The sequence below is a fragment of the Streptomyces sp. NPDC025651 genome, assembly GCF_055558735.1.
Genome location: NZ_JBVHLZ010000001.1, coordinates 1,560,853 through 1,584,247, shown reverse-complemented (window position 1 = coordinate 1,584,247; position 23,395 = coordinate 1,560,853). Strand labels below are relative to the sequence as shown.

The 23,395-nt window shown below is 71.3% G+C and carries 25 protein-coding genes and 2 pseudogenes; 8 read left to right on the top strand and 19 right to left on the bottom strand.

Annotated elements, in window-relative coordinates:
- The first annotated feature begins 86 nt into the window (after positions 1 to 86).
- The 4 genes from ACZ4D5_RS07375 (at position 87) to ACZ4D5_RS07360 (ending at position 2,948) form a co-directional block, all read left to right on the top strand.
- On the top strand, positions 87 to 854 hold the full coding sequence (locus ACZ4D5_RS07375; RefSeq protein WP_467771339.1) for an SDR family NAD(P)-dependent oxidoreductase: 768 nt from the start codon (positions 87 to 89) through the stop codon (positions 852 to 854).
- A 184-nt stretch (positions 855 to 1,038) separates the two neighbouring features.
- The gene (locus ACZ4D5_RS07370) at positions 1,039 to 1,236 is read left to right on the top strand and encodes a hypothetical protein (RefSeq protein ID WP_467771338.1); all 198 of its coding nucleotides are present in this window, start codon (positions 1,039 to 1,041) and stop codon (positions 1,234 to 1,236) included.
- Positions 1,237 to 1,302: 66 nt separating this feature from the next.
- Complete coding sequence (locus tag ACZ4D5_RS07365) at positions 1,303 to 2,466, top strand: chymotrypsin family serine protease (RefSeq protein ID WP_467771337.1); 1,164 nt, start codon at positions 1,303 to 1,305, stop codon at positions 2,464 to 2,466.
- 26 nt (positions 2,467 to 2,492) lie between these two features.
- A complete protein-coding gene (locus tag ACZ4D5_RS07360) occupies positions 2,493 to 2,948 on the top strand; it encodes a hypothetical protein (RefSeq protein WP_467771336.1) in 456 nt (151 codons plus the stop codon).
- A 100-nt stretch (positions 2,949 to 3,048) separates the two neighbouring features.
- Here the strand turns inward: ACZ4D5_RS07360 and ACZ4D5_RS07355 are convergent, their stop codons facing one another.
- The gene (locus tag ACZ4D5_RS07355; protein ID WP_467771335.1) at positions 3,049 to 4,515 is read right to left on the bottom strand and encodes a hypothetical protein; all 1,467 of its coding nucleotides are present in this window, start codon (positions 4,513 to 4,515) and stop codon (positions 3,049 to 3,051) included.
- Positions 4,516 to 4,801: 286 nt separating this feature from the next.
- Here ACZ4D5_RS07355 and ACZ4D5_RS07350 point away from each other — a divergent pair, with 286 nt between their 5' ends.
- The gene (locus tag ACZ4D5_RS07350) at positions 4,802 to 6,661 is read left to right on the top strand and encodes an endonuclease/exonuclease/phosphatase family protein (RefSeq protein WP_467771334.1); all 1,860 of its coding nucleotides are present in this window, start codon (positions 4,802 to 4,804) and stop codon (positions 6,659 to 6,661) included.
- A gap of 38 nt (positions 6,662 to 6,699) precedes the next feature.
- Here the strand turns inward: ACZ4D5_RS07350 and ACZ4D5_RS07345 are convergent, their stop codons facing one another.
- The 7 genes and pseudogenes from ACZ4D5_RS07345 to ACZ4D5_RS07315 form a co-directional block, all read right to left on the bottom strand.
- Positions 6,700 to 7,434, bottom strand: a complete 735-nt coding sequence (locus ACZ4D5_RS07345) for an SRPBCC family protein (protein WP_467771333.1) — start codon at positions 7,432 to 7,434, stop codon at positions 6,700 to 6,702.
- Positions 7,431 to 8,030, bottom strand: a complete 600-nt coding sequence (locus ACZ4D5_RS07340; protein ID WP_467771332.1) for an ArsR/SmtB family transcription factor — start codon at positions 8,028 to 8,030, stop codon at positions 7,431 to 7,433. Before ACZ4D5_RS07340 ends, ACZ4D5_RS07345 begins: the two co-directional genes overlap by 4 nt.
- Positions 8,031 to 8,101: 71 nt before the next feature.
- Positions 8,102 to 8,842 carry an antibiotic biosynthesis monooxygenase gene (locus tag ACZ4D5_RS07335; RefSeq protein ID WP_467771331.1) on the bottom strand — a complete coding sequence of 247 codons (741 nt, stop codon included), beginning with the start codon at positions 8,840 to 8,842 and terminating at the stop codon, positions 8,102 to 8,104.
- Positions 8,843 to 8,932: 90 nt separating this feature from the next.
- Positions 8,933 to 9,733, bottom strand: a complete 801-nt coding sequence (locus ACZ4D5_RS07330) for an SGNH/GDSL hydrolase family protein (RefSeq protein WP_467771506.1) — start codon at positions 9,731 to 9,733, stop codon at positions 8,933 to 8,935.
- An 84-nt stretch (positions 9,734 to 9,817) separates the two neighbouring features.
- Positions 9,818 to 9,985: pseudogene (locus ACZ4D5_RS07325) on the bottom strand (SDR family oxidoreductase); the annotation flags it as partial.
- Positions 9,986 to 10,019: 34 nt separating this feature from the next.
- Positions 10,020 to 10,688: a hypothetical protein gene (locus ACZ4D5_RS07320; RefSeq protein ID WP_467771330.1), complete on the bottom strand. Its 669-nt coding sequence runs from the start codon at positions 10,686 to 10,688 to the stop codon at positions 10,020 to 10,022.
- Positions 10,685 to 10,843, bottom strand: coding sequence for a hypothetical protein (locus ACZ4D5_RS07315; RefSeq protein ID WP_467771329.1), 159 nt, complete (start codon positions 10,841 to 10,843; stop codon positions 10,685 to 10,687). The genes ACZ4D5_RS07320 and ACZ4D5_RS07315 overlap by 4 nt, the downstream gene beginning before the upstream one ends.
- 172 nt (positions 10,844 to 11,015) lie before the next feature.
- Between ACZ4D5_RS07315 and ACZ4D5_RS07310 the strand changes: the two are divergent.
- Positions 11,016 to 11,943 (top strand): annotated as a pseudogene (locus tag ACZ4D5_RS07310) (4-hydroxy-tetrahydrodipicolinate synthase family protein).
- Here the strand turns inward: ACZ4D5_RS07310 and ACZ4D5_RS07305 are convergent.
- Both ACZ4D5_RS07305 and ACZ4D5_RS07300 read right to left on the bottom strand, forming a co-directional pair.
- Positions 11,940 to 13,172 carry a WD40 repeat domain-containing protein gene (locus ACZ4D5_RS07305; protein WP_467771328.1) on the bottom strand — a complete coding sequence of 411 codons (1,233 nt, stop codon included), beginning with the start codon at positions 13,170 to 13,172 and terminating at the stop codon, positions 11,940 to 11,942. The pseudogene ACZ4D5_RS07310 and the gene ACZ4D5_RS07305 sit on opposite strands and share 4 nt — an antisense overlap.
- Positions 13,169 to 13,732 (bottom strand): SigE family RNA polymerase sigma factor, encoded by a 564-nt coding sequence (locus ACZ4D5_RS07300; RefSeq protein ID WP_467771327.1) that lies wholly within the window; start codon positions 13,730 to 13,732, stop codon positions 13,169 to 13,171. Before ACZ4D5_RS07300 ends, ACZ4D5_RS07305 begins: the two co-directional genes overlap by 4 nt.
- A gap of 384 nt (positions 13,733 to 14,116) precedes the next feature.
- Here ACZ4D5_RS07300 and ACZ4D5_RS07295 point away from each other — a divergent pair, with 384 nt between their 5' ends.
- The gene (locus ACZ4D5_RS07295; protein ID WP_467771326.1) at positions 14,117 to 14,791 is read left to right on the top strand and encodes a DUF6082 family protein; all 675 of its coding nucleotides are present in this window, start codon (positions 14,117 to 14,119) and stop codon (positions 14,789 to 14,791) included.
- Positions 14,792 to 15,384: 593 nt separating this feature from the next.
- Here the strand turns inward: ACZ4D5_RS07295 and dapD are convergent.
- The 3 genes from dapD to ACZ4D5_RS07280 form a co-directional block, all read right to left on the bottom strand.
- Positions 15,385 to 16,374 carry a 2,3,4,5-tetrahydropyridine-2,6-dicarboxylate N-succinyltransferase gene (gene dapD / locus ACZ4D5_RS07290; protein ID WP_467771325.1) on the bottom strand — a complete coding sequence of 330 codons (990 nt, stop codon included), beginning with the start codon at positions 16,372 to 16,374 and terminating at the stop codon, positions 15,385 to 15,387.
- A 481-nt stretch (positions 16,375 to 16,855) separates the two neighbouring features.
- Positions 16,856 to 17,401 carry a TetR/AcrR family transcriptional regulator gene (locus ACZ4D5_RS07285; protein WP_467771324.1) on the bottom strand — a complete coding sequence of 182 codons (546 nt, stop codon included), beginning with the start codon at positions 17,399 to 17,401 and terminating at the stop codon, positions 16,856 to 16,858.
- Entirely contained in the window at positions 17,401 to 17,721 is a 321-nt protein-coding gene (locus ACZ4D5_RS07280) for a DMT family transporter (RefSeq protein WP_467771323.1), read from the bottom strand. The genes ACZ4D5_RS07285 and ACZ4D5_RS07280 overlap by 1 nt, the downstream gene beginning before the upstream one ends.
- 134 nt (positions 17,722 to 17,855) lie before the next feature.
- Between ACZ4D5_RS07280 and ACZ4D5_RS07275 the strand changes: the two genes are divergently transcribed.
- Positions 17,856 to 18,953: a DUF7847 domain-containing protein gene (locus ACZ4D5_RS07275; protein ID WP_467771322.1), complete on the top strand. Its 1,098-nt coding sequence runs from the start codon at positions 17,856 to 17,858 to the stop codon at positions 18,951 to 18,953.
- A gap of 52 nt (positions 18,954 to 19,005) precedes the next feature.
- Here ACZ4D5_RS07275 and ACZ4D5_RS07270 read toward each other — a convergent pair whose 3' ends face one another.
- The 6 genes from ACZ4D5_RS07270 to sufD are packed head-to-tail and all read right to left on the bottom strand — an operon-like array spanning position 19,006 to position 23,363.
- The gene (locus tag ACZ4D5_RS07270) at positions 19,006 to 19,344 is read right to left on the bottom strand and encodes a metal-sulfur cluster assembly factor (RefSeq protein ID WP_030687191.1); all 339 of its coding nucleotides are present in this window, start codon (positions 19,342 to 19,344) and stop codon (positions 19,006 to 19,008) included.
- Positions 19,341 to 19,814, bottom strand: a complete 474-nt coding sequence (sufU, locus tag ACZ4D5_RS07265) for a Fe-S cluster assembly sulfur transfer protein SufU (RefSeq protein WP_467771321.1) — start codon at positions 19,812 to 19,814, stop codon at positions 19,341 to 19,343. Before sufU ends, ACZ4D5_RS07270 begins: the two co-directional genes overlap by 4 nt.
- Before the next feature lie 16 nt (positions 19,815 to 19,830).
- Positions 19,831 to 21,087: a cysteine desulfurase gene (locus ACZ4D5_RS07260; RefSeq protein WP_467771320.1), complete on the bottom strand. Its 1,257-nt coding sequence runs from the start codon at positions 21,085 to 21,087 to the stop codon at positions 19,831 to 19,833.
- Positions 21,084 to 21,848: a Fe-S cluster assembly ATPase SufC gene (sufC, locus tag ACZ4D5_RS07255; protein WP_030784213.1), complete on the bottom strand. Its 765-nt coding sequence runs from the start codon at positions 21,846 to 21,848 to the stop codon at positions 21,084 to 21,086. Before sufC ends, ACZ4D5_RS07260 begins: the two co-directional genes overlap by 4 nt.
- Positions 21,849 to 21,855: 7 nt before the next feature.
- On the bottom strand, positions 21,856 to 22,185 hold the full coding sequence (locus tag ACZ4D5_RS07250) for a bifunctional 3-phenylpropionate/cinnamic acid dioxygenase ferredoxin subunit (RefSeq protein ID WP_467771319.1): 330 nt from the start codon (positions 22,183 to 22,185) through the stop codon (positions 21,856 to 21,858).
- Positions 22,182 to 23,363 carry a Fe-S cluster assembly protein SufD gene (gene sufD / locus ACZ4D5_RS07245; RefSeq protein ID WP_467771318.1) on the bottom strand — a complete coding sequence of 394 codons (1,182 nt, stop codon included), beginning with the start codon at positions 23,361 to 23,363 and terminating at the stop codon, positions 22,182 to 22,184. The genes ACZ4D5_RS07250 and sufD overlap by 4 nt, the downstream gene beginning before the upstream one ends.
- Between the last annotated feature and the right edge of the window lie 32 nt (positions 23,364 to 23,395).

Sequence of the window (23,395 nt, the reverse complement as noted above, 5' to 3'; positions counted from 1 at the left end):
GTACGACCGGGCTGCTGTCGGCGCCACCGTCCCGCTCGCGTATAAACGGCGGTTGAACACCGTCCGACGTCGAGGGGCCCCCTTCCATGAACCTGCCAGCCACCGGTCGCCGTGTCCTCGTCAGCGGGGCCTCCCGGGGCCTCGGCCGCGCGCTCGCCCGGGCCTTCGCGGAGAACGGCGACCGGGTCGCCGTGCACTACGGCTCGCGCGAGGAGGAGGCGCGGGCGACCCTCGCCTCGCTGAGCGGCGAGGGGCACGTCCTGGTGGGCGGGGACCTGTCGGACCCGACGGGCGCGGCGGACGTCGCGGGGCGGGCGGCCGAGGCGCTGGGCGGCGTCGACGTCCTGGTGAACAACGCCGCCGTGAACCTTCCGCACCCCCTCGCCGACACGTCGTACGAGGACTGGGCGGCGCTGTGGCAGCGGCACGTCTCCGTGAACCTCCTGGCCACGGCGAACCTCAGCCACCTCGCGGCCCGCCGCATGATCGACCAGGGCACGGGCGGCCGGATCGTGAACATCGGCTCGCGCGGCGCCTTCCGGGGCGAGCCCGACCACCCGGCCTACGGCGCGACGAAGGCGGCCGTGCACGCGCTCGGCCAGTCGCTCGCCGTCTCGCTTGCGCCGCACGGGATCGCTGTGGCGTCGGTGGCCCCCGGGTTCTTCGAGACGGAACGCGTCGCCCACCGCCTCAGCGGCGCCGAGGGCGAGGCGATCCGCGCGCAGAGCCCCTTCGGGCGGGCCGGGACGGCGGAGGAGATCGCGGCTGCCGTCCTGTGGCTGGCGTCGCCGGTGGCCGAGTGGGCTTCGGGGACGGTGCTCGACCTCAACGGAGCTTCCCACCTTCGTACGTGAAGAGACTTCGTGAACAAGGTCAACAGGAGCGGATCGCCAGCAAAGCGAAGAATCAACGCAGAACACCTTGACCCGCGATGCACACCGCAATAGACATCACCTACGTGCAGCGCCGCACCACCCGCACGGGGAGGCGAGCCGAGTGGACGCACATCAGGCACGCAGCCTCCATGAGGGCCGGCTGATGAAGCTGGCCAATGTCACCGGCGTCGGCACCGGAAGGGACGAGCACTCGGGTCAGGACGTGATCGTCGTCTTTGTCACCCATCGAGTGCCCCGTGACCGGCTCCGTGACGAAGACGTGGTTCCGCAAGTGCTCGAAGGCGTCCCCGTACGCGTGCTCGCCATCGGCGAAGTCGACGCGCAGGACGGCGGGGCGTAGCGAGAGCGACGCACGGGCACGGCGCGGAACTCCCACCCTTCAAAGGGGAAGAGGTGGTCTGGCGTGGTGAGCCAGCCCGAACTGATGCGAGGACCCACTGGCGGTCAGCTGAGCGACAGCTCCCGCCAGCAGGCGACGGCCGACTTCCTGCGGCCCCAGCAGCCGCTGGCCAACGTCGTCGGCTTCGGCCACGGCGTGAAGTGGTCCGACGGACAGCCCACCGGCGAACCCGCGGTGCTGGTGTTCGTCACCCAGAAGGTCCCCGAGTCCATGCTCCCGGAGCGGGACGTCGTCCCGCGCCAGATGGACGACGGCACCCCGACCGACATCGTCGCGGTGGGCCACATCGCGGCGCAGCGCCAGCAGAGCAGGGCCGGCGGCCGCCGCGCCGAGGACCGCGCCTCGGTGACGTACGGCCCCGACGGCAGCGTCAGCGAGCAGCTCGCGGGCCTCGGCCAGCCGCAGCTCGAAGAGCTCGCCGGGCGCGGCGCGTTCGAGCCGCAGCTGCTCAAGCGCCGGATGCGCCCGTGCCCCTCCGGCTTCTCGGTCGGCAACGTACGGGTGACCGCGGGCACGCTCGGCAGCGTGGTCTACGACTTCCTGCCCGGCGCCTCCGTCGACCCGCCAGGCGCCGGACTCGGCGTCCCGGCGAAGTTCTACATCCTCTCCAACAACCACGTGCTCGCCGACTCCAACCGGGCGCAGCTGGGCAGCGCGATCGTGCAGCCGGGCGTCTTCGACGGCGGGCAGGACCCGGCGGACCGCATCGCGACCCTGGACCGCTTCATCACCATCCAGTTCGCCCCGCAGATCCCGCTGGAGCGGCACAACAACGTCGTGGACGCGGCGCTCGGCGCGGTCGACTTCCAGGACGCGACGCGTGAGACGTACTTCAGCGGCGCGCCGCGCGCCTGGCGCCGCAAGGCCAACGTGGCCGTCGGCGACCTGGTGAAGAAGACCGGCAGGACGACGAACATCAGCTTCGGCCGGATCATCTCGGTCGACGCGACGATCGACGTCAACTACGGCACGGCGGGCACGGCCCGCTTCAAGGACCAGATCCTGACGACGAACATCTCGGCGGGCGGCGACTCCGGTTCGCTGGTCACCTCGCAGGACGACGTCGCGCTGGGCCTGCTCTTCGCCGGTTCGTCGACCGTGACCGTGATCAACCACATCGAGAACGTCCGCGCGCTGCTGCGCGTGGAGATCGCCGAGCTGCTGGCCTGACGGTCAGGACGGAAGGAGGGTTTCCCATGACCACTCAGGCACGCAAGCAGAAGGGCAGCCAGTCGCGGACGTCGGAGCACCGCTTCCACAATCCGCAGGGCGCCGAGGTCAAGACGCGTGACGAGGCGTTCGCCTCACCGATGGCCGAGGTGTCGGCCGAGGCCCTGTCGACGGACTGCAAGCTGACGCTGCACGCCGGTGCCGTCACGTTCGCCATCGAGGTGAAGTACAACCCCAACACCTATCCGCACGTGGTGACCGGCGGGCAGATCACGTCCGGCATCTGCGGCGCCCCGTGGGACATCACGGGCGGCACGATCGGCGAGACGATGCGGCTCGACGCGAAGCGCGCGGGCCAGGGCAGCTGCGCCAACACGATCACGATCGTGGGCGAGTACCAGAATCCTCCGGCGTACCGGGGCACGTACGGGTTCGACGGCGCCACGTCGTCGTTCAAGCACACGACTCGGTACGAGTGCTGACGCCTCCGGCACAGTGAGCGGAACCGGGCGGGCCTCAGTGCGAGGCCCGCCCGGCCGCTGTCGATCGCCCCTCGGGCTCGTCCTCAATCGCCGGACAGGCTCAAATTCCTTGCTGCGACCTCGCCTTGAAGGCCGCCTTGCGGGCCTCCTTCGCCACCTTCTTGTCGGGGTGCAGGCGGCCCATCGCCTCCAGGACGTCCGCGGTGGCCGGGTGCTCGACCCGCCACGCCGCCGCGAAGAAGCCGCTGTGCTGCTGCGCGAGCCCCTCGACCAGGCCCTGCAGCTCGTCCGAGTTGCCCTCGGCGGCGAGCTGCGCGGCGATCGTGTCGATGGTCAGCCAGAAGACGAGCTCCTGGGACGGCGCGGGCACGTCCGTCGCGCCGTGCTCGGCGAGCCACACCCGGGCCAGGCCCCCGAGCTCCGGGTCGTCGAGGACGTCACGCAGCGCGGGCTCCGCCTCGTCACCGACCAGGGAGAGCGCCTGCTGGCAGCGGAGCCTGCGCAGCGGCGCGCCCTCGTCGCCGCCGCGCGCGGCGGTCAGCAACTCCCGTGCGGCGTCCAGCGGTTCGTGGCGGGCGAGCCACTGCTCGATCTCCGCCTGCGCGGCGTGCTGCGGGAAGCCGGAGGTGCCGTCGAGGAGGGCGTCGGCGCCCTTGTCCGCGAGGTCGCCGACGGCGGGCACGTCGACGCCTGCCTCCAGCATCCGGGCACGGACGCCGTACAGGCCGAGGGGGGTGAGCCGCACCATGCCGTAGCGGCTGACGTCCTCGTCGTCGGGGGCGGGCGCGTCGGCGGCGCTCTCGTCGTCGATGTCGGCCATGAGCGCCTCGTCGACCGGCTGGTACTCGACGAGGCCGAGCGGCTCGAAGAGCCGGAACTGGTCGTCGAGCTTCATCATCGCGTCCGACACCTGCTCCAGGATGTCGTCCGTGGGCTCGCCCATGTCGTCGGGGACGATCATCGAGGCGGCGAGCGCGGGCAGCGGCACCGGCTCCTCACCGGCGGCACCGTCGCCCACGGTGAGCAGGTAGAGGTTGCCGAGGACGCCGTCCAGGAAGTCGGCCTCGGCCTGCGGGTCCCAGCCGAGCTCGGAGAAGTCGACCTCGCCGTTCTCCTCCAGGACGTCGAGGAGGTCCTCCATGTCGGGCACCGTGGCGTCCGCGTACACGGTGTCCAGGGCGCCCAGCCAGATGCCGAGGACGTCCTGCGGGCTGCCGCCGGAGAGCGCGGCGAGGTCCTCGCCCTGGGTGACGGTGCCTTCGCCGCCCTCCTCCTCGGCGTCGGTGACCTCGACGAGGCCGGTGTCCACGGCGACCCGCCAGGCCTCGCTCGCGTACGCGGCCGCGTCTGCTTCGTCGACGCCGTCCGCCACGAGGCCGAGCTCGGCGGCGGCGGCGGGAAGCTGCGCGTCGACGAGCTCGCCGCCCGCGCCGACCCGGGTCTCGGGCCCGGCCCAGCGGGCGAGCCGCACGGCGCGGGAGAGCAGAGGGGTGGCGAGCGCGGCCCGCGCGAGCTCCGCTTCGGAGTGCAGCAGCACCGGCGGCAGGGTGGCGGGGCTTACGGACATCGGCTGGTTCTCCTCGGACGGATGGGGTCTCCCCTGCTCGAGCGCGGCCGCGAGCTCGGGGATGGCTTGGCAAGGCGCAAGCCTAGACGGATTTGGCACCATGCCGCCCGGTTCATGTCCCTGTCAGAAAACGTACAGCGGCCGAACACCCGAACAACCTTGACAACTCCCCTGGTCACACAAGAGATTGACGCGCGTAGAGCGCTCGTTCGGGCCCGCACCGCCGCATCGTCCCCTCACCGCTGTTCTCCCACTCTGTTCCCTCACCCTCATCCGGAGTTCCCTGATGTCGCACATACCGACGCCCCGCGTACCCAGATCCGCCGCCGTCGGCGCCGTCGTCGCCACCGCACTCGCCGCCGGTCTGCTCACGGCCGGCTCGTCCACCGCCTCGGCCGACGCGGTCGCCGTCCACGACATCCAGGGCACCACGCGCACGTCGCCCCTTGCGGGGCAGCAGGTCAGCGAGGTGGCGGGCGTCGTGACGGGCGTGCGCGGCCACGGCTCCAAGGGCTTCTGGATCCAGTCCGCGGACGGCACGGCCGACGCGGACCCGGCCACCAGCGAGGCGGTCTTCGTCTTCACCGGCTCGGCGCCGCTCACCGTGCGGCCGGGCGACGCCGTACGGGTCTCCGGGACCGTCGGCGAGTACGTCCCCGGGGGCGCGAACTCCGGCAACCAGTCGCTGACGCAGATCACCAAGCCGACGGTGACCGTGGAGTCGTCCGGCAACGCGCTGCCGAAGCCCGTCACGATCGACGCGAAGTCCGTGCCCGCCGCGTACGCGCCCGCCGGTGACCCCGCCCAGGGAGGCAGTGTCAACGCGCTGCCGCTGAAGCCCCGTTCGTACGCCCTGGACCTGTACGAGTCCCTGGAGGGCATGAACGTGCGCGTCGGCAGCTCGCGCGTGGTCGGCGCGACCGACGCGTACCACGAGCTGTGGGTGACGGTGAAGCCCCACGAGAACCGCAACCGGCGCGGCGGCACCGTCTACGGCTCCTACGGCGCGCAGAACGGCGGACGCCTGCAGATCCAGCAGCTCGCCCCCGTCTCCGAGCAGCCGTTCCCCAAGGCGAACGTCGGCGACGTCCTGACCGGCGGCGCCGAAGGCCCCCTGGACTTCAACCAGTTCGGCGGCTACACCCTGGTGGCCCGCGAGCTCGGCACGGTCGCCGACAAGGGCCTGGTGCGCGAGAAGACGCGCCGGCAGGCCAAGGGCGAGCTGGCCGTGGCCACGTACAACGTCGAGAACCTCGACCCGACCGACCCGCAGAAGAAGTTCGACGCGCTGGCATCGGCCGTCGTCGCGAACCTCGCCTCGCCCGACATCCTCGCCCTGGAGGAGATCCAGGACGACAACGGCGCGAAGAACGACGGCACGGTCTCCGCGGGGCAGACCCTGAAGAAGTTCACGGACGCGATCGTCGCCGCGGGCGGACCGCGCTACGCGTGGCGCTCCGTCGACCCGGTGAACAACAAGGACGGCGGCGAGCCCGGCGGCAACATCCGCCAGGTCTTCCTCTTCAACCCCGAGCGGGTCTCGTTCACGGACCGCGCGCCCGGCGACGCGACGACGCCCACCGAGGTCGTGCGCCAGGGCAAGCGGGCCGCGCTGAGCCACTCCCCCGGCCGCGTCGACCCCGCGAACGCGGCCTGGGCGGACAGCCGCAAGCCGCTGGCCGGCGAGTTCGTCTTCCGCGGCCGCACGGTCTTCGTGATCGCCAACCACTTCGGGTCCAAGGGCGGCGACGAGGGCCTGACCTCGCACCACCAGCCGCCGGTGCGCTCCTCCGAGGCCAAGCGGCTCCAGCAGGCACAGGCCGTGAACGGCTTCGTGAAGGACATCCGCAAGGTCCAGCGCGGCGCCGACGTCGTCGTGCTCGGCGACATCAACGACTTCGAGTTCTCGGCGACCACCAAGGCCCTGGAGGACGGCGGGGCGCTGCGCTCGGCCGTGAAGTCGCTGCCCAGGAGCGAGCGGTACAGCTACGTCTACCAGGGCAACTCGCAGGTGCTCGACCAGATCCTGACCAGCCCCGGCGTGGGCGACGCGGACGACTTCTCCTACGACAGCGTGCACATCAACGCGGAGTTCGCGGAGCAGAACAGCGACCACGACCCGCAGGTGCTGCGCTTCAAGCCGTAGTGCCGCGTTCCTGGCCGTAGGGGAACGGCTGGGCCGCCTCAGCCGTAGAGGTGGTCCAGCCAGTCCTGCCACGCCAGTTCGGTGCGCTTGGCGTCCGCGTGCGCACCGAAGTCGTGGACGCTGACGGCGACCGGGGCGCCGAAGCGGTTGCGGCCGAAGAAGCGGTGCAGGGCGTCGTCCGTGCGCAGCCCGATGAAGTACGGGCTGCGGAAGTCGATCACCGCGTCCAGTTCCTCGACGGGGGCCTCCACGCGGACGCGGGCGCCTTCGGACGCGTCGTCGGGCAGGCCGAGGGCGCGGGCGAGCAGCACGAAGGAGTCCGGGGCGGCGGAGCGGGCCGGGCCGTTGAGGGCGGAGTAGGCGACGGGGCGGCCCGCGAAGTACGCCATGTACTGGCGCAGGGTGTGCAGATGGAAGTCGGTGTGCCGGGCGACCCCGTCGTACCGCTCCTCCCAGTCGTCGGCGAAGACGCCACTGCGCACATAGCGCAGCCAGGAGCGGCGGCCGCCGTCGCGGGGCTCGATGGTGTGGTCGAGCTGGTCGAAGGTCTGCCCCGCCACCCTGTCCGGGTCCTCGACGCGGGCGGTGAGGCGGTGGGGCGGGTCCCAGCGGGTGACGGTGCCGCCGGAGGAGGCGGCACCGCCCTCGCGGGGCTCGTACACCATGGGCCGCAGCCAGCCGTCCGTCCCGGTGGTGAGCGCGTCCCAGAGCTCCGCCGGGGAACCCTCGACCTCGAACTCCCTGGCGATCTCGAACTCCCTGCCACGGCTCATGCGGACTCCCTGTACGGGGCGACGGACGGGTGGAGGGCCACCACCAGGCGGTGGTCTCGGCCGCGCTCGCCCTCCGCGGTCCCGTGCGCGTGGATCAGGGCGCCGACCGCGGCGGCCAGTTCCTCGGCGAACGCCGTCCGGTCCGCCGCGGAGGCGAACCGCACCTCGCCGTCCAGCGCGAAGGTGACCGGCCGCCGCCGGGCCCGTGCCGCCAGGGCGAGCAGCGTCCCCACGTCCCGCACCAGGCAAGCGGCCAGCGCGAGCAGCCACCGCGCGGACCACGGGTCCCTGGCCCGCTCCGGGTCGGGCTGCAGGGCGGCGAGGGCCATCGGCGAGATCACGTACGACACCGCGGAGGCCCGCATCAGCCGCTCGGTCACATTGCCCCTGCGCCGCTCCCCGGCGAGCTCGACGAGGCCGTGCCGCTCCAGCGCCCTGAGGTGGTAGTTCACCTTCTGCCGGGGCAGTCCGACGCGGCCCGCCAGCATCGCCGCCGAGGCAGGGCCCGCCGCCAGCTCGGCGAGCAGCCGCGCCCTGGTGGGATCGAGTGACGCGGCCGCGGCCGCCGGGTCCTCGATGGCGGTGACGTCCAGCATGGCTCCACCGTCCCGCCGACAACTATTGCTGTCCAGGCGGACGGGGCCGGGGGCGGGGCGGCACCGGGAAATTACGCCTGGCTCGGTACGAAGCCGTACGCGAACCGGTACCGTGCGACCTCTCCGCCGCCGGTGACCCCGGGGAACTCCTGGACGCGCCGCCACTGCGGCGTGGGCGACCCCACTCCTTCGCCCGCCGCGGCGAGCGCGTCGATGTGGGCCTGCTCGGACTCCCACTCGGCGTAGTTGACGACCCGCGTGCCGTCCGTGCTGACGTGGAAGTGCGCGGAGTACAGCGCGCGGCCCTCGGCGGGGTCGCTGTCCAGGGCGTCGACGACCCCGTCCACCCAGGCGCGCTGCCGCTCGGCGTCCGGCCCGTCGAAGTCGACCCGCACGATCACGATCGCGCCGGGCTCGCGCCCCTCGCGGCCGCGCCCGTCGGTCCAACTGCGGTACAGCCGCGTCTTGTTGAGGCCGAGGCGCTCGATCCCCGGCACCGCCGCGTCGATCTCCGCGTTCCGTGCGTCCCTGCCGTTGGCGGCGCCCGCGAAGAACTCCTCGTACGCCTCGTCGTCCCGCCACTGCGAGTGGTGCAGGACCGTCGAGCCGTCGGAACCCGCGTACACCGTGTACGAGAGGAGCCCCACGTGCGGCCAGGGGCGGGTCTCCCAGGCCTTCGCGATCGCGTCCAGGGTGGCGCGCTGCCGCTCGGGCGAGCCGGTGCTCCAGGTGCTGATGAAGGTGAGACCCCCGTCGGCGGCGCGGGTCGGGTCGGGGGGCGTGCCGGTGCTGAGGGTGGTGGTCGCAGACATGGCGGGTCCGTCCGTCTCGGTCGAGGTCGGGTCCCGGAGCGGCATCCGCTCCGTGCACGCACCACGTTCCGACCTCAACCATGCTTCAGGTCAAGCCCGTTCGTGATCCGGTGCGGTCACCGCCGTAAGGGCGGGGCGCTTGGCCGCCCGCCCGTCCCCCGAGGAGCGCCCCCGCACCCGCCGCCAGATCCACGGCCCCATGAACCCCGCGAACCAGCGCGCCTCCGCCACCGCCGCGCCGAGCACGGAGACCGGGGCCAGCGGCGGCAGCGGGCTCAGCCAGTTGTCGTGCCCGGACAGGCCGAGCGCGTCCGCCATCCCCGCGGCGATCCTGGCGTGCCCGAGCGGGCTCGCGTGCATGCGGTCGCCGCTCCACAGCCGCGGGTCGGTGGTGATGCGGTGCGGGAACGTGTCGAACACGATCACGCCGTGCCGGTCGGCGGCCGCGCGGATGCGGGCGTTCAGGTCCAGGACGCGGGGCAGCGCGCGCCGCGCGAGCGGGGAGATCCGCCCGATGTCCGGGAAGGTCACGGTGGCCACGCGCGCGCCCGCCCCGGTGAGCTCGGTGAACATCTCCTCGACGTCGGCGGCCACCCGCGCGGCGTCGAAGCCCGGCCTCACCAGGTCGTTCATGCCCGCCATGACGGTCACGAGGTCCGGCTTGAGCGCGAGGGCGGGCCCCAGCTGCTCCGCCTTGATCCGCGCCGTCAGGCTCCCGCGCACGGCGAGGTTGGCGTACGTGAAGTCCGGGTGGTCCGCGGCCAGGATCTCGGCGAGCCGATCGGCCCAGCCGCGGTAGCCGCGGTGTTCGTCGCCGTCCCCGACCCCCTCCGTCTGACTGTCGCCGATCGCGACGTAGCGCGCGTACGGATGATGCTGCGTCGTGGCCATGGGCCGAGCTTGCTCCGGGCGCAGGTCCCCGTCAACGCGGGCCAGGCGACGGGGGACCGAGACTCGCAACAGGTGGCCGCCGCCGTCGACGAGCAGCGCTTCCCCCGTGTTGTACGAGGGGTCGGCGAGGTCGGCCACCGCGTCGGCGATGTCCTCGGGCCGCCCCACACGGCCCAGCGGCGGCCGGCCCGCCACCGCCGCCATGGACTCCTCGACGCCCTCGACCCCGTCGAACCACGGGGTGTCGATCATGCCGGACGGCCCGCCGGGCACCGCCCCGGCCGCGCTACCCCCGATCGTCGTCCTTGGTGATGCGGCCCAACTCGCTCTGGAACCAGTCGAGTCGCGCCTGCAGCAGCGCCGCCTCGGCCATCAGCTCGGGCATCCCGAGCCCCGGCAGACCGCCCGCGGACACCGCGGGCGCGGCCGCCACGACCCTCAGCCCCTCCCCCGCCAGCCGCGCGAACTCCGCGACGGGCACGGCGGGGCGCGTGCCCCTGCACCGCTCGCACGCCGACTCGACGCCCCACCATCCCGGCCTGCCCCACCCGCCGTCCGCGAGCAGCGAGGCCGCCGTGCCGCAGTCGCAGGGCGGCACCGTCGCGGTGCGCACCCGCTGCCTGGCGTACCGGAAGCCACGTTCGAAGCGGATGTACGCGCCGAGCACCGTCACTTCGAGCAGCGCGGCCTTGCGGTGCTCCGCGGTGCACAGGAGCCCCGCCGCGGTGGCGCGGTCGTGCACGCAGTGGAAGCCGCAGTCGCAGCGGCGGTGCGGGGCGCGGTGCCGCCTGCCGTACACGCAGCCCGCCTCGTCGAGCACTCCGTACGGCAGGCCCGCGCCGAGGGAGACGCCGGTGAACCCGGCCCGGGTGCCGTCCTGGGACAGCACCGGGCGGGCGATCTTGTATCCGGTCGGCGGCTCCTTCGGGCGTTCCTCGGGGAGCCGCAGCCTCATCGGGTCGCCGCGGCCTCGACCGGCAGGGGCTCCTCGACCGACTCCGTGGCCCGCGGGCCGGGTTCGGGCACGGACGCCCCGTACTCCTGCGACTGCTCGTCGCGCAGCGGCTGCTCTTCGGCGATACCGGTGGCGAGTGCCTTGCCGAGCCTCATGACGCCTCCTAGGGACCGACTGTCCCGCCATGGTGGCCCATACAAGGGCGAGTTGGCACCAGTGCCTGCACCGACTCATCCGCGCGCCCGCCCCCACCTCTTAGCGTTTCCACACTCCACTCCGCAGGAGAATTAAGTGGAGCTTCAGTGATGCCGCGCCGAGACTTCCTCCATGGACTCCGCGACCTCCCGGCCTCCCGCCCCTTTCGGCCGCGCCCGGTGCGCGATGATCACGCCCTTCACGGACACGGGCGCCCTCGGCCTCGACGGCGCACAGCGCCTTGCCGACCACCTGGTGACCGGCGGCTGCGAGGGCCTCGTCCTGTCCGGCACGACCGGTGAGTCGCCCACCACGTCCGACACCGAGAAGGCCGCGCTCGTGCGGGCCGTGGCCGACGCGGTCACCGGCCGCGCGTCCGTCGTCGCGGGCGTCGGCAGCAACGACACCCGGCTCTGCGTCGAGCAGGCCCTCGCGGCCGAAAAGGCGGGCGCCGACGGCCTGTTGGTGGTCACGCCGTACTCCAGCAAGCCGCCGCAGGACGCCGTCGAGGCGCACTTCCGCGCGGTCGCCGACGGCTGCGGGCTCCCCGTGCTCCTGTACGACATTCCGGGCCGTACCGGCACCCGCATCGCGCCGGAGACGATCCTGCGTCGCGCGGACCACCCCCGGGTCGTCGGCGTGAAGGACTGCGCCTACGACATCCTCGGCAGCCAGAAGGTCATCTCCCGCACGGAGTTGGCGTACCACGCGGGCTGCGACGAGTTCAACCTGGCGCTGTACGCGGTGGGCGGCGCGGGGTACGTCAGCACGGCGTCGAACGCGATCCCCGGTCACCTGCGGGCGGTCCTCGACGCGTTCGCCGCGGGCGACACGGCGGCGGCGCCGGGGTCAGCTGGCCGCCACCCCGCTGATCGAGCTGACGATGGCCTCGGGCCTGCCCGGCACGGTCACGGCGAAGGCGCTGCTCGGTGAACTCGGCCTGCCCGCGGGCCCGGTGCGGGCGCCGCTGCGGCCCGCCGGCCGCGAGGCGACCGACGGGCCGCGTGCCGCGTACGAGGCGCTGTGCGCACGGGACACGGCGGGCCGACCGCTCGGCTAGCGGTCCGCGAACAGCGGGGTCCAGCGCCCGGGGTGGTCGTCCGACGCCTTGCGGAAGTCGCTCAGCGGGACGGCCTTCTTGCTGCCGACGGTGACGAGCAGCAGTTGGTTGCGGAACTCGCCCTTGCCGCTGCACTTCTTCGGATCGCAGCCCCAGGCGATGATCCGCCTGTTGTCGGCCCAGGCGAGGAGTTGCTGCCCCGGCACCTTGTCGATCTGCTTGCCGGTGACCGGGTCGTGGAGCGCGGAGCCCGTGCTGTTGCCCTCACCGGCGAGCAGTTTGCCGTCGGGCGAGAGCCCGGCCTCGGGCCAACTGGCGTGCTGCTCACGGGCGGGAGCCTTCGTCTTCCGCCCGTCCTGCGTGTACCAGTTCCGGTTCTCGCCGTCGGCACCCGCGGGCAACTGCTCGTACAACAGCGTGCCGTCGTGGCTCCACCGCAGGTCCTCGCGCGGATTGCCGTCGAAGAACCCGAACTCGTTGTCCGGCGCCTTCTGCGGCAGCGCGCGGAAGGGCCCCACCTTCCCGGAGGCCACGTCGACGATCATGAATCCGGTACGGCTGCCGTGCCGCTGGGGTCCGTTGCCCGGCATGTCGTTGGGCAGGTCGATCATCCGGTCGGGGTTCTTGCTGTAGGCGGTCGCGCTGAGGCGGCTGCCGTCCGGTGACCACTCGACGCCCGCGACGGGGTGGTCCACCGGGATCCACCGCTCGACCTCTCCGGTGAGCAGGTTCAGCAACCCGATGCGCCGGGCGGGCAGTTCGCCCTCGAGGACGGCGGCGGTGCGCATGCCGGGCGCGACATCGATCCAGGCCCACCGCTTGTCGGCCTTCTCGTACGTGCCGGTCTTCTGGTCGAGCAGCCAGAACGTCCGCCTGAAGAGCTCGTCCCCGTTGTCCAGCTTGACGCGCTTGCCGGTGGTGTACCCGGCGAGCGCCGTGTTGCCCGCCGCGATCAGGTCGCGGGGCGGCGACTGGTCGGGGTGGGCGATGACGTCCGCGGTCCGCGTCTGGCTCGCGGGCCGCACGTCCTCCTTGCCCGAGCCGTCGAGGACGGGCACGGCCACCGCGGCGGCGACCGCCACGGCCGTGACGGCGGCGGCGCCGAGCAGGCCGCGCCTGGTGCGGCGTCTGCGGGCCGCGAGCACACGGTCGGCGAACCCGCCGGGCACGGGCGCCGTGTCGGCGGCCTGCGCGCGGAGGGCGTCACGGACCAGATCGTCGACGTTCATGGACGGACCTCCAGGGGAGAGATGCCACCGGCGGGCGATTCGGGCGCGGCGGTCCCGGGCCCCGTGAGCGCCGCGAGTTCGGGCGCGAGGGCGCGCAGCTTGGCGAGGGACCGGTGGGTGGTGCTGCGGACGGTCCCGACGGAGCAGCCGAGGATCCGGGCCACGTCCGCCTCGGGCAGGTCCTCGAAGTAGCGGAGCACGAGGACGGTGCGCTGGCGCGCGGTGAGCCTGGCGAGCGCCCCGCGCATCACGATCCGCAGCTCGGCGGCGGACGCGCCGTCCTTGGAGTCGGCGCTCTCCGGCGGCTCGGCGACGGCCAGTTCACGCCGCGGCCACTTCAGCCGCCACCGGCTGACCTGCTGCCGGTACAGGATCCGCCGGACGTACGCCTCCGGCTCGTCGATCCGCTGCCACCGCCCCGCGGCCTTGACGAGCGCACTCTGCAGCAGATCCTCCGCCGCGTGCCGGTCACCCCCGGAGAGCAGGACGGCGGTCTTCAACAGAGCCGACGATCTCGTCTCCACGAACTCCCGGAACCTTGTCTCGCTCTCGGCATCCATCGCCACCCCTCTTCTCGTCGCCGCGCCGCACGCGCCCTACCACCCCTGATGACGCGCGCGACGCTCCCCCGCTATGCCTGCCTTCAGGAATCGCCCGGACGGCGCCGGACGCCCGACGCCTCACGAACTTTCCCAATGGACACAGAGAATTCCCACCGTTGCCTACCGCCCCGATACGCGCTCCAATGAAGTGGATTCACGCATTCCCGGGGCGCAGTACCGGCGCTCATGCCTCGATGCGCCCTCCCTGCTCCGCTCCCCTCGTTTTCACGGAACACGCCAGGGGGAAAATTTCTGCGGATCAAAGAATATGCCAGCCCGGCATATGGGTCGTTCATCGGGGGTGCCATGGCACGGTCTCGCCTCGTTCGCGAGGTATTGATCATGCTTGCCGTCGTCATGACGTCCTGCGTGAGCACCGTGGGACTCACCATGTTCCTGACGAGCTTCACCAGAATTCAATCCGCAGAGACCGGTTACGCGGGCGAGGCATTCGGAGCAGCAGCAGCCGCCTCGTCCGTGGTGGTGCTGGTCTACATCGCGAGGACTTTTCACCGACAAGGCGAAGAGGCCCGCATGCAGCGCGAGGCGCTCGAAGCCCAGAGGACGGAACTCTCACTGCAGCGCGGAGTGGCGGAGAACCAGCACGAAACCAGCCGACGGGTCGCCGAGGCGACGGTTCGGGGACAACATCGCCATTTGCTGCAGATGGCGATCGATGATCCTATCCTCATGGCCGTGTGGCCGGGTTATGGCCCCGATGTCACCGAAGAACTGCAGAAACAATACATGTACGCGAACTTAATCATCTCGTACACGTGCATGTGTTACGAAGTCGGCTACTACAGCGAGGCCGAAGTCGTCGATTCCCTGTGCCACACCTTCAGCAGCACGAAAATCCGTGACTTCTGGGAGAGGACCCGCGTCCCACGCGACATTTCCACGCCGCACAGGGGCGATATGCGCGAGTTCTACGACCTGTGCGAACTGGCTTACCAGCGCCAGCTGATGAGGATGGGAGCGCGGTCCGACGTGGACGGTCTCGCCGAACCGCGCTGAGGGATCAACCGGTCGGCGGGACCCACCCCGCGCTCATGAGGACCGCTCGCGGAACCACCACGAGCCTCTCCCCTTCGCCCACACCGGAACCAGCGGGAAGTGCTGCGTGGACAGCGGCGGAGGCCTCGGCTCCGATGAACGCGACGTCCCCGGTCGAGAGGGAGAAGACGGCGGGGCAGTTCGCATCGTTGATGCACCCCTCGGCCGGAGTGTCCAGTCGCCTGGTGATTCTCATTCCGTTCCTTCGAACAGGCAGTCCGTAGGCGTGGGCGGAGAGCGCCGCACATGGAGTTCACGCTTCACCTACGTTGCACGGGCATGGCAGGGCCGCAGCCTACGAGGAGTCGTGATGCCGTGGGGCCCCCGCGGGCCGAGGAGCGACGGGGATCCGGGGCTGATTCTCCGGCCAAAGGCCGGGCGGTGCCGGTCACGTGACCACTCGACCAGGTGACGGCCACAACCCGCGACTACGGGGTTCGAGCGGAGATGATCCGGTGCCAGCGTACGAGCGCCCTTCCCAGGCCGTCCTCGGGCCGTGGAAGGGCGCTCAACAATGACCATCGGGCGGGCAGCCGCAAGTCGGCCGCCCACGGTCAGTTGTGGCTGTGCAGGACCTCGTTGAGGCCGCCCCAGACCGCGTTGTTCGGGCGGGCCTCCACCGTGCCCGTGACCGAGTTGCGGCGGAAGAGGATGTTCGAGGCGCCGGAGAGCTCACGGGCCTTGACGATCTGTCCGTCGGGCATCGTGACGCGGGTGCCCGCGGTGACGTACAGACCGGCCTCGACGACGCACTCGTCGCCGAGCGCGATGCCGACGCCCGCCTCGGCGCCGACCAGGCAGCGCTCGCCGATGACGATGCGGACGTTGCCGCCGCCGGACAGGGTGCCCATGGTGGAGGCGCCGCCGCCGATGTCCGAGCCGTCGCCCACGACGACGCCCGCGGAGATGCGGCCCTCGACCATGGACGTGCCGAGCGTGCCGGCGTTGAAGTTCACGAAGCCCTCGTGCATGACCGTGGTGCCCTCGGCGAGGTGCGCGCCGAGCCGGACGCGGTCGGCGTCGGCGATGCGGACGCCCTTGGGCGCGACGTAGTCCGTCATGCGCGGGAACTTGTCGATGCTCGTCACGGCGAGGTGCAGGCCCTCGGCGCGGGCGTTCAGCCGCACCTTCTCGACGTCGTCCACGGCGACCGGGCCGAGCGAGGTCCAGGCGACGTTGGCGAGGAAGCCGAACATGCCGTCCAGGTTCTGGCCGTGCGGCTTGACCAGGCGGTGCGAGAGCAGGTGCAGGCGCAGATACACGTCGTGCGCGTCCAGCGGCTTGTCGTCGAGGGACGCGATGACCGTACGGACGGCGACGACCTCCACACCGCGGCGGGCGTCGGGGCCGATCGCCTTGGCGGCACCCTCGCCGAGCAGCTCCACGGCGCGCTCGGCGCTCAGCCGCTCGGAGCCGGCGGGGCCCGCTTCGGCGACGAGCTCGGGCGCGGGGAACCAGGTGTCGAGAACGGTGCCGTCGGCGGTGACGGTGGCAAGGCCTGCGGCGACGGCGCCGGTGGTGCGGGAAGCATTCGTGTCGGTCATGGGTGAAACCTAACCGGACGGGCGCCGCGCGGGCGAACCGGTCTCAGCGACCGGTCGGACGGGCCACCGGAGCCGGGCTCCGAGTCCGACCGCCCGGCCCACAGAGGCCGGGCGTCAAGCCCCGCCAGCCGCCCCACAGAGGCCGGGCGTCAAGCCCCGCCGACCGCCCCACAGAAACCAGGCTTGAAGCCCGACCGGCCGCCCACAGAAATCCAGAAGCCGGACTCGCATCCGGCCGCCCCACGCCGAGGACAGCACACCCACCGCCGCCATGCCGCCCCCGCGAGCACCGCGCACACCACACACACCGCGCACACCGACCGGAGCGGCCCCGGCGCGCCGGAGCGCCGAAGCACCGAAGCACCGAAGCACCGAAGCACCGAAGCACCGAAGCACCGAAGCACAAGACTCCCCCCCAGCGCCACGGCCAGCGGCACGGCCAGCGGCACGTCCCGCACCACCCCAGCAGCGCTCCCCCCACTCAACCGCCCGACACCATCAGCCGGTTGAGCACCTCCCGCGCATACGCCTCGTCGTACTCGCCGCCGGTGAGCAGCACCTGAAGGGAGATCCCGTCCATCAGGGCGACGAGGGCGCGCGCGGTGACCGGATCGGTGCGCCGCTCGATGACCTCGGCGAGCCCCGCGCACCACTCGGCGGCCACCGGCCGCAGCGCGGGTCTGCGCAGGGCCGCGAGGTAGAGCTCGTACTCCAGCTCGACCCCCGCACGCTCCCCCGCGAACCACTCGCCGAGAATCCGCGCGAGCTCCGCCGCGAGGTCGGCGTCGGGGTCCTCGAACGCACGGCCCGCGGCCATCACCTTGGCGAAGCCCTCGTTGGACTGCCGCAGCGCGGCGACCATCAGCTCGTCGAGCGTCTTGAAGTGGTACGTCGTCGAGCCCAGCGGCACATCGGCCTCGGCGGCGACGGAGCGGTGACTGAGCCCGCCGATGCCCTTCTTCCCGACCACGCGGATCGCCGCGTCGATGATCCGCTGCCGCCGCTCGGGGTCGTAGCGCCGGGCCATCAGTGGGCCCCGCCCAGATTGAGCACGACGACGCCCGCGATCACGAGCGCGATCCCGGCGACCTTGACCACGCTGGTCGACTCCCCCAGGAACAGCATCCCGATCACCGCGACGGCAGCGGTGCCGATGCCGGCCCAGATCGCGTAGGCGGCCCCCACGGAGAGTGTCTTCAGGGTCTGCGCGAGCAGCGTGAAGGCGAGCACATAGCCCACGACCGTGATCAGCGAGGGCCACAGCCTGCTGAACCCCTCGCTGTACTTCATGGCGGTGGTCCCCGCCACCTCCGCCGCGATGGCCGCGGCCAGCAGTGCGTATCCCATGCGTACGAGTGTACATATCGATGCGTACGGGCGTACGTAAAGCGGGACACCCCAACCGGCCGGACCGGTTAGGGTGGCGCGATCACTGTGGGGGGCCACAGGACGTACGACGCGAACCATGGAGCACCAGAGCAATGTCGGACACATCGGGGTGGGGACAGCAGCCGGACCCGTACGGCGGGAATCCGAACCCGCACGGTCGCCATCAGCACCAGAACCCGCACGGCTGGTACCCGAACCCGTGGGGCCCGCCGCCCCCGCCGCCCCCGAAGCCGGGCGTCATACCCCTGGCGCCGCTCGGCGTCGACCAGGTCCTCGGCGGCGCCTTCGCCACGATGCGGCGCTACGCGAAGCCGCTGTTCGGCCCCGCGCTCGCGGCCTACGCCGTACTCGCGGTCGTCATGGTCGCCGCGTTCGGCATCGCGTACGCCACCACGCGCGACGACATCGACGCACTCGCCACCCAGGCGGCCTTCTCCTGGGAGCACGGCGGACCGATCCTGATCGCGTACGGCTCCATGTGGGCGCTCGGCGCGCTCGGCGCCCTCGCCGTCAACTCGTTCGTGCAGGCCACCTGCGCGGCCACGCTGCACGAGGCGGTGCTCGGCAAGGACACGGACGTCCGCGCCGTGTGCCGCAGGGCCTGGTCGCGCGCCCCTGCGGTGGCGGCCGTGACGCTGGTGCTCGCCTTCGTCGTGATGCTGCCGGTGGGCGCGTTCGCCCTGCTGGTCTTCTCCTTCGTCGCCACCCTGCTGACGCAGTCGCTGATCCCCATCGGCCTGGTCTTCCTGCTGCTGCTCGCGGTGCTCCCGCTGGCGGCCTGGCTGTACGTCCTGTTCGCCTTCGCCCCGGCCGCCGCGGTCCTGGAGACGGCGGGCCCGCTGACGGCCCTGCGCCGCTCGGTACGCCTGGTGCGCGGGGCCTGGTGGCGCACGTTCGGCATCTCGCTGCTCGCCGGAGTGATCGTGATGACCGCGTCCCTGGTGTTCCAGCTGCCACTGCAGTTCACCGCACCCGAGCCCCGCCCGGTGGCCCCGGGCACCTCGGCCTCCACCGTCTTCCTGGACCAACTCCGTTCCCAGTCCGGCCTGTACGCCCTGGCCGGCCTGCTCGCCACCCTCCTCACCCAACTGATCGCCGCGGTCTTCCTGCCCCTGGTGACGGCCCTGCTCTACATCGACCGCCGCATCCGCAAGGAGGGCCTGGCCCACACCCTGAACGCGGCGGCGTGAACACGACGAAGCCCCCCGGAGGATCCTCCGGGGGGCTTCGACACAGATCGGCTCAGACGTTGAACCCGAGCGCACGAAGCTGCTCGCGACCATCGTCCGTGATCTTGTCCGGGCCCCACGGGGGCATCCAGACCCAGTTGATCCGCAGCTCGTTGACGATGCCGTCCGTGGCGGACTTCGCCTGGTCCTCGATGACGTCGGTCAGCGGGCAGGCCGCCGAGGTGAGCGTCATGTCGATCGTGGCGATGTTGGCGTCGTCGACGTGGATGCCGTAGATCAGGCCGAGGTTGACGACGTCGATGCCCAGCTCGGGGTCGACGACGTCGTACAGCGCCTCGCGGACCTCTTCCTCCGAAGCGGGCTTCGTGGTCAGGGTCTCGTTCTCGCTCATGCCGTCTTCCTTTCAGCGGCCCCGTCGTTCTCGCCCAGCGCCTGAGCCGTCGCGTCCTTCCACGCCATCCAGCTCAGCAGGGCGCACTTCACCCGCGCCGGGTACTTGGAGACCCCGGCGAACGCGACCGCGTCCTCCAGGACCTCCTCCATCGCGTCGTCCGGCTCCAACTTGCCCTTGGACTGCATCAGTTCCAGGAACACGCCCTGGATCTTCTGCGCCTCGGCGAGCTCCTTGCCGACCAGGAGGTCGTTCAGGACGGACGCGCTGGCCTGGCTGATCGAGCAGCCCTGGCCCTCGTACGACACGTCGGCGATGGTCGACCCGTCGTACTTCACGCGCAGGGTGATCTCGTCACCGCACGTCGGGTTGACGTGGTGCACCTCGGCGTCGCCATCACGCAGACCACGCCCGTGCGGGTGCTTGTAGTGGTCCAGGATGACTTCCTGGTACATCGAATCCAGCTTCACGTTCCCAGCCAGCCCCTCAGCCGAAGAAGTTCCGTACGTGCTCCAGGCCGTCGACGAGGGCGTCGATCTCGCCGGGCGTGGAGTACAGATAGAACGACGCTCGCGTGGTCGCAGGAATTCCGTACCGCAGGCAGACGGGACGCGCGCAGTGGTGACCCACGCGGACCGCGATGCCCTGCTCGTCGAGGACCTGGCCCACGTCGTGCGGGTGGATGTCGCCGAGCGTGAAGGAGATCGCGGCACCGCGGTCCTCGGCCGTCGACGGACCGATGATCTTCAGGTCCGGGACTTCCAGGAGCCGCTTGACCGCGTACTCGGTGATCGCGTGCTCATGGGCGGCGATCTTGTCCATGCCGATCGCGGAGAGGTAGTCCACGGCCGCGCCCAGGCCCACGGCCTGGGAGACCGGGGGCGTGCCCGCCTCGAACTTGTGCGGCGCGGGGGCGTACGTCGAGGAGTGCATCGACACCGTCTCGATCATCTCGCCGCCGCCGAGGAACGGGGGCAGGTCCTCCAGGAGTTCCTGGCGTCCCCACAGCACGCCGATGCCCGTCGGACCGCACATCTTGTGGCCGGTGAAGGCCACGAAGTCGGCCTGCAGCGCCTGCACGTCGAGCGGCATGTGCGGGGCGGCCTGCGAGGCGTCGATCAGGACGAGCGCGCCGACCTCCTGGGCGCGGCGCACGATGGCCTCGACCGGGTTGAGCGTGCCCAGGATGTTCGACACGAGCACGAAGGAGACGATCTTCGTCTTCTCCGTGATGACCTCGTCGATGTTGGAGAGGTCGAGCCGGCCGTCGTCGGTCAGGCCGAACCACTTCAGCTTCGCGCCGGTGCGCTGCGAGAGCAGCTGCCACGGAACGATGTTGGAGTGGTGCTCCATCTCCGTGATGACGATCTCGGTCTCGTGGTCCACGCGGTAGGGCTCGTCGGCCCAACCGAGCATGTTGGCCACGAGGTTGAGCGACTCCGAGGCGTTCTTGGTGAAGATCACCTCGTCGCGGCTGGGCGCGTTGATGAACTCCGCGACCTTGTCACGGGCGCCCTCGTACAGCGCCGTGGCCTCCTCGGCGAGGACGTGCACGCCGCGGTGAACGTTGGCGTTGTGCTGCTCGTAGTACTCGTTCAGTACGTCGAGGACCTGGCGGGGCGTCTGCGAGGTCGCCGCGTTGTCCAGGTACACGAGCTTCTTGCCGTCGTGGATCCGGCGATCCAGGATCGGGAAGTCCTTGCGGATCGCCTCGGTGTCGAGGAGGCCCGGCAGCTGTGTCACGCGGATGCGCCACCCTTCGTGTAGGCCTCGTAGCCCTCGGCCTCGAGCTTGTCGGCGAGCTCGGCGCCACCGGACTCGGCGATGCGGCCGTTGGCGAAGACGTGCACGAAGTCGGGCTTGATGTAGCGCAGGATGCGCGTGTAGTGCGTGATGAGGAGGGTGCCGACCTCGCCCGTCTCACGGACGCGGTTGACGCCGTCCGAGACCTGGCGCAGGGCGTCGACGTCCAGGCCGGAGTCCGTCTCGTCGAGGATCGCGATCTTCGGCTTGAGGAGCTCCATCTGCAGGATCTCGTGGCGCTTCTTCTCACCGCCGGAGAAGCCCTCGTTCACGTTGCGCTCGGCGAAGGCCGGGTCCATCTGGAGCTGCTCCATCGCGGACTTGACCTCCTTCACCCAGGTGCGCAGCTTGGGGGCCTCGCCGCGGATCGCCGTCGCCGACGTACGCAGGAAGTTGGAGACCGAGACGCCGGGGACCTCGACCGGGTACTGCATGGCGAGGAACATGCCGGCGCGGGCACGCTCGTCGACGGACATCTCCAGGACGTCCTCGCCGTCGAGGGTGACGGTGCCCTGCGTGATCGTGTACTTGGGGTGGCCCGCGATGGAGTAGGCGAGCGTCGACTTGCCGGAGCCGTTCGGGCCCATGATGGCGTGGGTCTCGCCCTGCTTCACGGTCAGGTCGACGCCCTTGAGGATCTCCTTGGTGGAGTTGTCGGCCTCGACGGTGACGTGCAGGTCCTTGATTTCAAGCGTTGCCATGGGTGCCTCAGGACTCCTGGGAAGGGGAGGCGTGTACGTCAACGAGTACATCGCCCCCTTCGATCTTTACGGGGTATACGGGGACGGGGCGCGTCGCGGGGAGGCCGGACGGCTTGCCGGTGCGGAGGTCGAACGCGGAGCCGTGCAGCCAGCACTCGATCTGGCAGTCCTCCACCTCGCCCTCGGAGAGGGAGACGTTCGCGTGCGAGCAGATGTCGTGGATCGCGTACACCTCACCCTCGGTGTGGACGACCGAGACCGGCGTGCCGTCGAGTTCCACCCGCTTCGGGGTGTCCTCCTCCAGCTCGCCCAGTCCACAGGCGCGTACGAAGGTCATGCGACCGTCGCCTCCAGCTCCTCTTCGATCTTGGCGATGAGGCGCTCCTCGACGTCCGGCAGGCCGATCTGCTGGACCAGCTCGGCGAAGAAGCCGCGGACGACCAGGCGGCGCGCCTCGTCCTCCGGGATTCCGCGGGACTGCAGGTAGAAGAGCTGCTCGTCGTCGAAGCGGCCGGTCGCCGAGGCGTGGCCCGCGCCGACGATCTCGCCGGTCTCGATCTCCAGGTTCGGGACCGAGTCCACGCGGGCGCCGTCGGTCAGCACGAGGTTGCGGTTCATCTCGTACGTGTCCGTGCCCTCGGCGGCGGCCTCGATGAGGACGTCGCCGATCCACACCGCGTGGGCGTCGTCGCCCTGGAGCGCGCCCTTGTAGACGACGTTCGACTTGCAGTGCGGGGTGTTGTGGTCGACCAGGAGGCGGTGCTCCTGGTGCTGGCCCGCGTCCGTGACGTACAGGCCGAAGAGCTCGGCCTCGCCGCCGGTGCCCGCGTAGTTGACGCGCGGGTGCAGCCGGACCAGGTCGCCGCCGAAGGTGACCACGACGGACTTGAAGGAGGCGTCGCGGCCGACCAGCGCGTTGTGCTGGGCGACGTGCACCGCCTTGTCGTCCCAGTCCTGGACGGAGACGACGGTGAGCTTGGCGCCGTCGCCGACGATGAAGTCGACGTTGGCGGCGAGCACGGCGTCACCGGTGTGGTCGATGACGACCAGGGCCTCGGCGAACGCGCCCAGCTCGATGACCTGGTGCGCGAAGGCGGTGCCGCCCTCGCCGTGCACGGCGATGCGGATCGGCTCGGTGAGGACCGTCTCCTTGGGGACGGACACGACCGAGGCCTTCTCGAAGGACGAGAACGCCTGGGCGGCGATGCGGTCGACGGGCTTGCCCGCCTTGCCGACGCGCGCGTCGTCCCGGCCGACGGTCTCCTGGGTGACGCCCTCGGGGGCGCTCACCTCGACACGGATGCCGCCGTCCGCCACCGCGCTGCCGTCGTGAAGGCCGCGCAGGCGCTCCAGCGGCGTGAACCGCCACTCCTCCTCGCGGCCGTGCGGGACCGGGAAGTCCGCCACGTCGAAGGACGGGGGCGCGCTCATGCGGGTGGCGACGGTGGACTCGGCGGCCACCGCGATCGATCCGGCGGTGGTCGATCCCACCGGGATGTTCTGAGCCTCAGCCATGGCTGTCGTCGTGCTCTCTCTCTGCGTAAAGA

Coding starts and splice junctions, on each gene's coding strand:
- sufD (WP_467771318.1), bottom strand. CDS start 23,363: ATGGCTGAGGCTCAGAACATCCCGGTGGGATCGACCACCGCCGGATCG.
- sufC (WP_030784213.1), bottom strand. CDS start 21,848: ATGGCAACGCTTGAAATCAAGGACCTGCACGTCACCGTCGAGGCCGAC.
- ACZ4D5_RS07305 (WP_467771328.1), bottom strand. CDS start 13,172: ATGAACGTCGACGATCTGGTCCGTGACGCCCTCCGCGCGCAGGCCGCC.
- ACZ4D5_RS07355 (WP_467771335.1), bottom strand. CDS start 4,515: ATGTCCGTAAGCCCCGCCACCCTGCCGCCGGTGCTGCTGCACTCCGAA.
- ACZ4D5_RS07350 (WP_467771334.1), top strand. CDS start 4,802: ATGTCGCACATACCGACGCCCCGCGTACCCAGATCCGCCGCCGTCGGC.
- ACZ4D5_RS07315 (WP_467771329.1), bottom strand. CDS start 10,843: ATGAGGCTCGGCAAGGCACTCGCCACCGGTATCGCCGAAGAGCAGCCG.
- ACZ4D5_RS07330 (WP_467771506.1), bottom strand. CDS start 9,733: ATGGCCACGACGCAGCATCATCCGTACGCGCGCTACGTCGCGATCGGC.
- ACZ4D5_RS07320 (WP_467771330.1), bottom strand. CDS start 10,688: ATGAGGCTGCGGCTCCCCGAGGAACGCCCGAAGGAGCCGCCGACCGGA.
- ACZ4D5_RS07345 (WP_467771333.1), bottom strand. CDS start 7,434: ATGAGCCGTGGCAGGGAGTTCGAGATCGCCAGGGAGTTCGAGGTCGAG.
- ACZ4D5_RS07300 (WP_467771327.1), bottom strand. CDS start 13,732: ATGGATGCCGAGAGCGAGACAAGGTTCCGGGAGTTCGTGGAGACGAGA.
- ACZ4D5_RS07340 (WP_467771332.1), bottom strand. CDS start 8,030: ATGCTGGACGTCACCGCCATCGAGGACCCGGCGGCCGCGGCCGCGTCA.
- ACZ4D5_RS07280 (WP_467771323.1), bottom strand. CDS start 17,721: ATGGGATACGCACTGCTGGCCGCGGCCATCGCGGCGGAGGTGGCGGGG.
- ACZ4D5_RS07270 (WP_030687191.1), bottom strand. CDS start 19,344: ATGAGCGAGAACGAGACCCTGACCACGAAGCCCGCTTCGGAGGAAGAG.
- ACZ4D5_RS07360 (WP_467771336.1), top strand. CDS start 2,493: ATGACCACTCAGGCACGCAAGCAGAAGGGCAGCCAGTCGCGGACGTCG.
- ACZ4D5_RS07370 (WP_467771338.1), top strand. CDS start 1,039: ATGAAGCTGGCCAATGTCACCGGCGTCGGCACCGGAAGGGACGAGCAC.
- dapD (WP_467771325.1), bottom strand. CDS start 16,374: ATGACCGACACGAATGCTTCCCGCACCACCGGCGCCGTCGCCGCAGGC.
- ACZ4D5_RS07295 (WP_467771326.1), top strand. CDS start 14,117: ATGCTTGCCGTCGTCATGACGTCCTGCGTGAGCACCGTGGGACTCACC.
- ACZ4D5_RS07335 (WP_467771331.1), bottom strand. CDS start 8,842: ATGTCTGCGACCACCACCCTCAGCACCGGCACGCCCCCCGACCCGACC.
- ACZ4D5_RS07285 (WP_467771324.1), bottom strand. CDS start 17,401: ATGGCCCGGCGCTACGACCCCGAGCGGCGGCAGCGGATCATCGACGCG.
- ACZ4D5_RS07375 (WP_467771339.1), top strand. CDS start 87: ATGAACCTGCCAGCCACCGGTCGCCGTGTCCTCGTCAGCGGGGCCTCC.
- ACZ4D5_RS07250 (WP_467771319.1), bottom strand. CDS start 22,185: ATGACCTTCGTACGCGCCTGTGGACTGGGCGAGCTGGAGGAGGACACC.
- ACZ4D5_RS07275 (WP_467771322.1), top strand. CDS start 17,856: ATGTCGGACACATCGGGGTGGGGACAGCAGCCGGACCCGTACGGCGGG.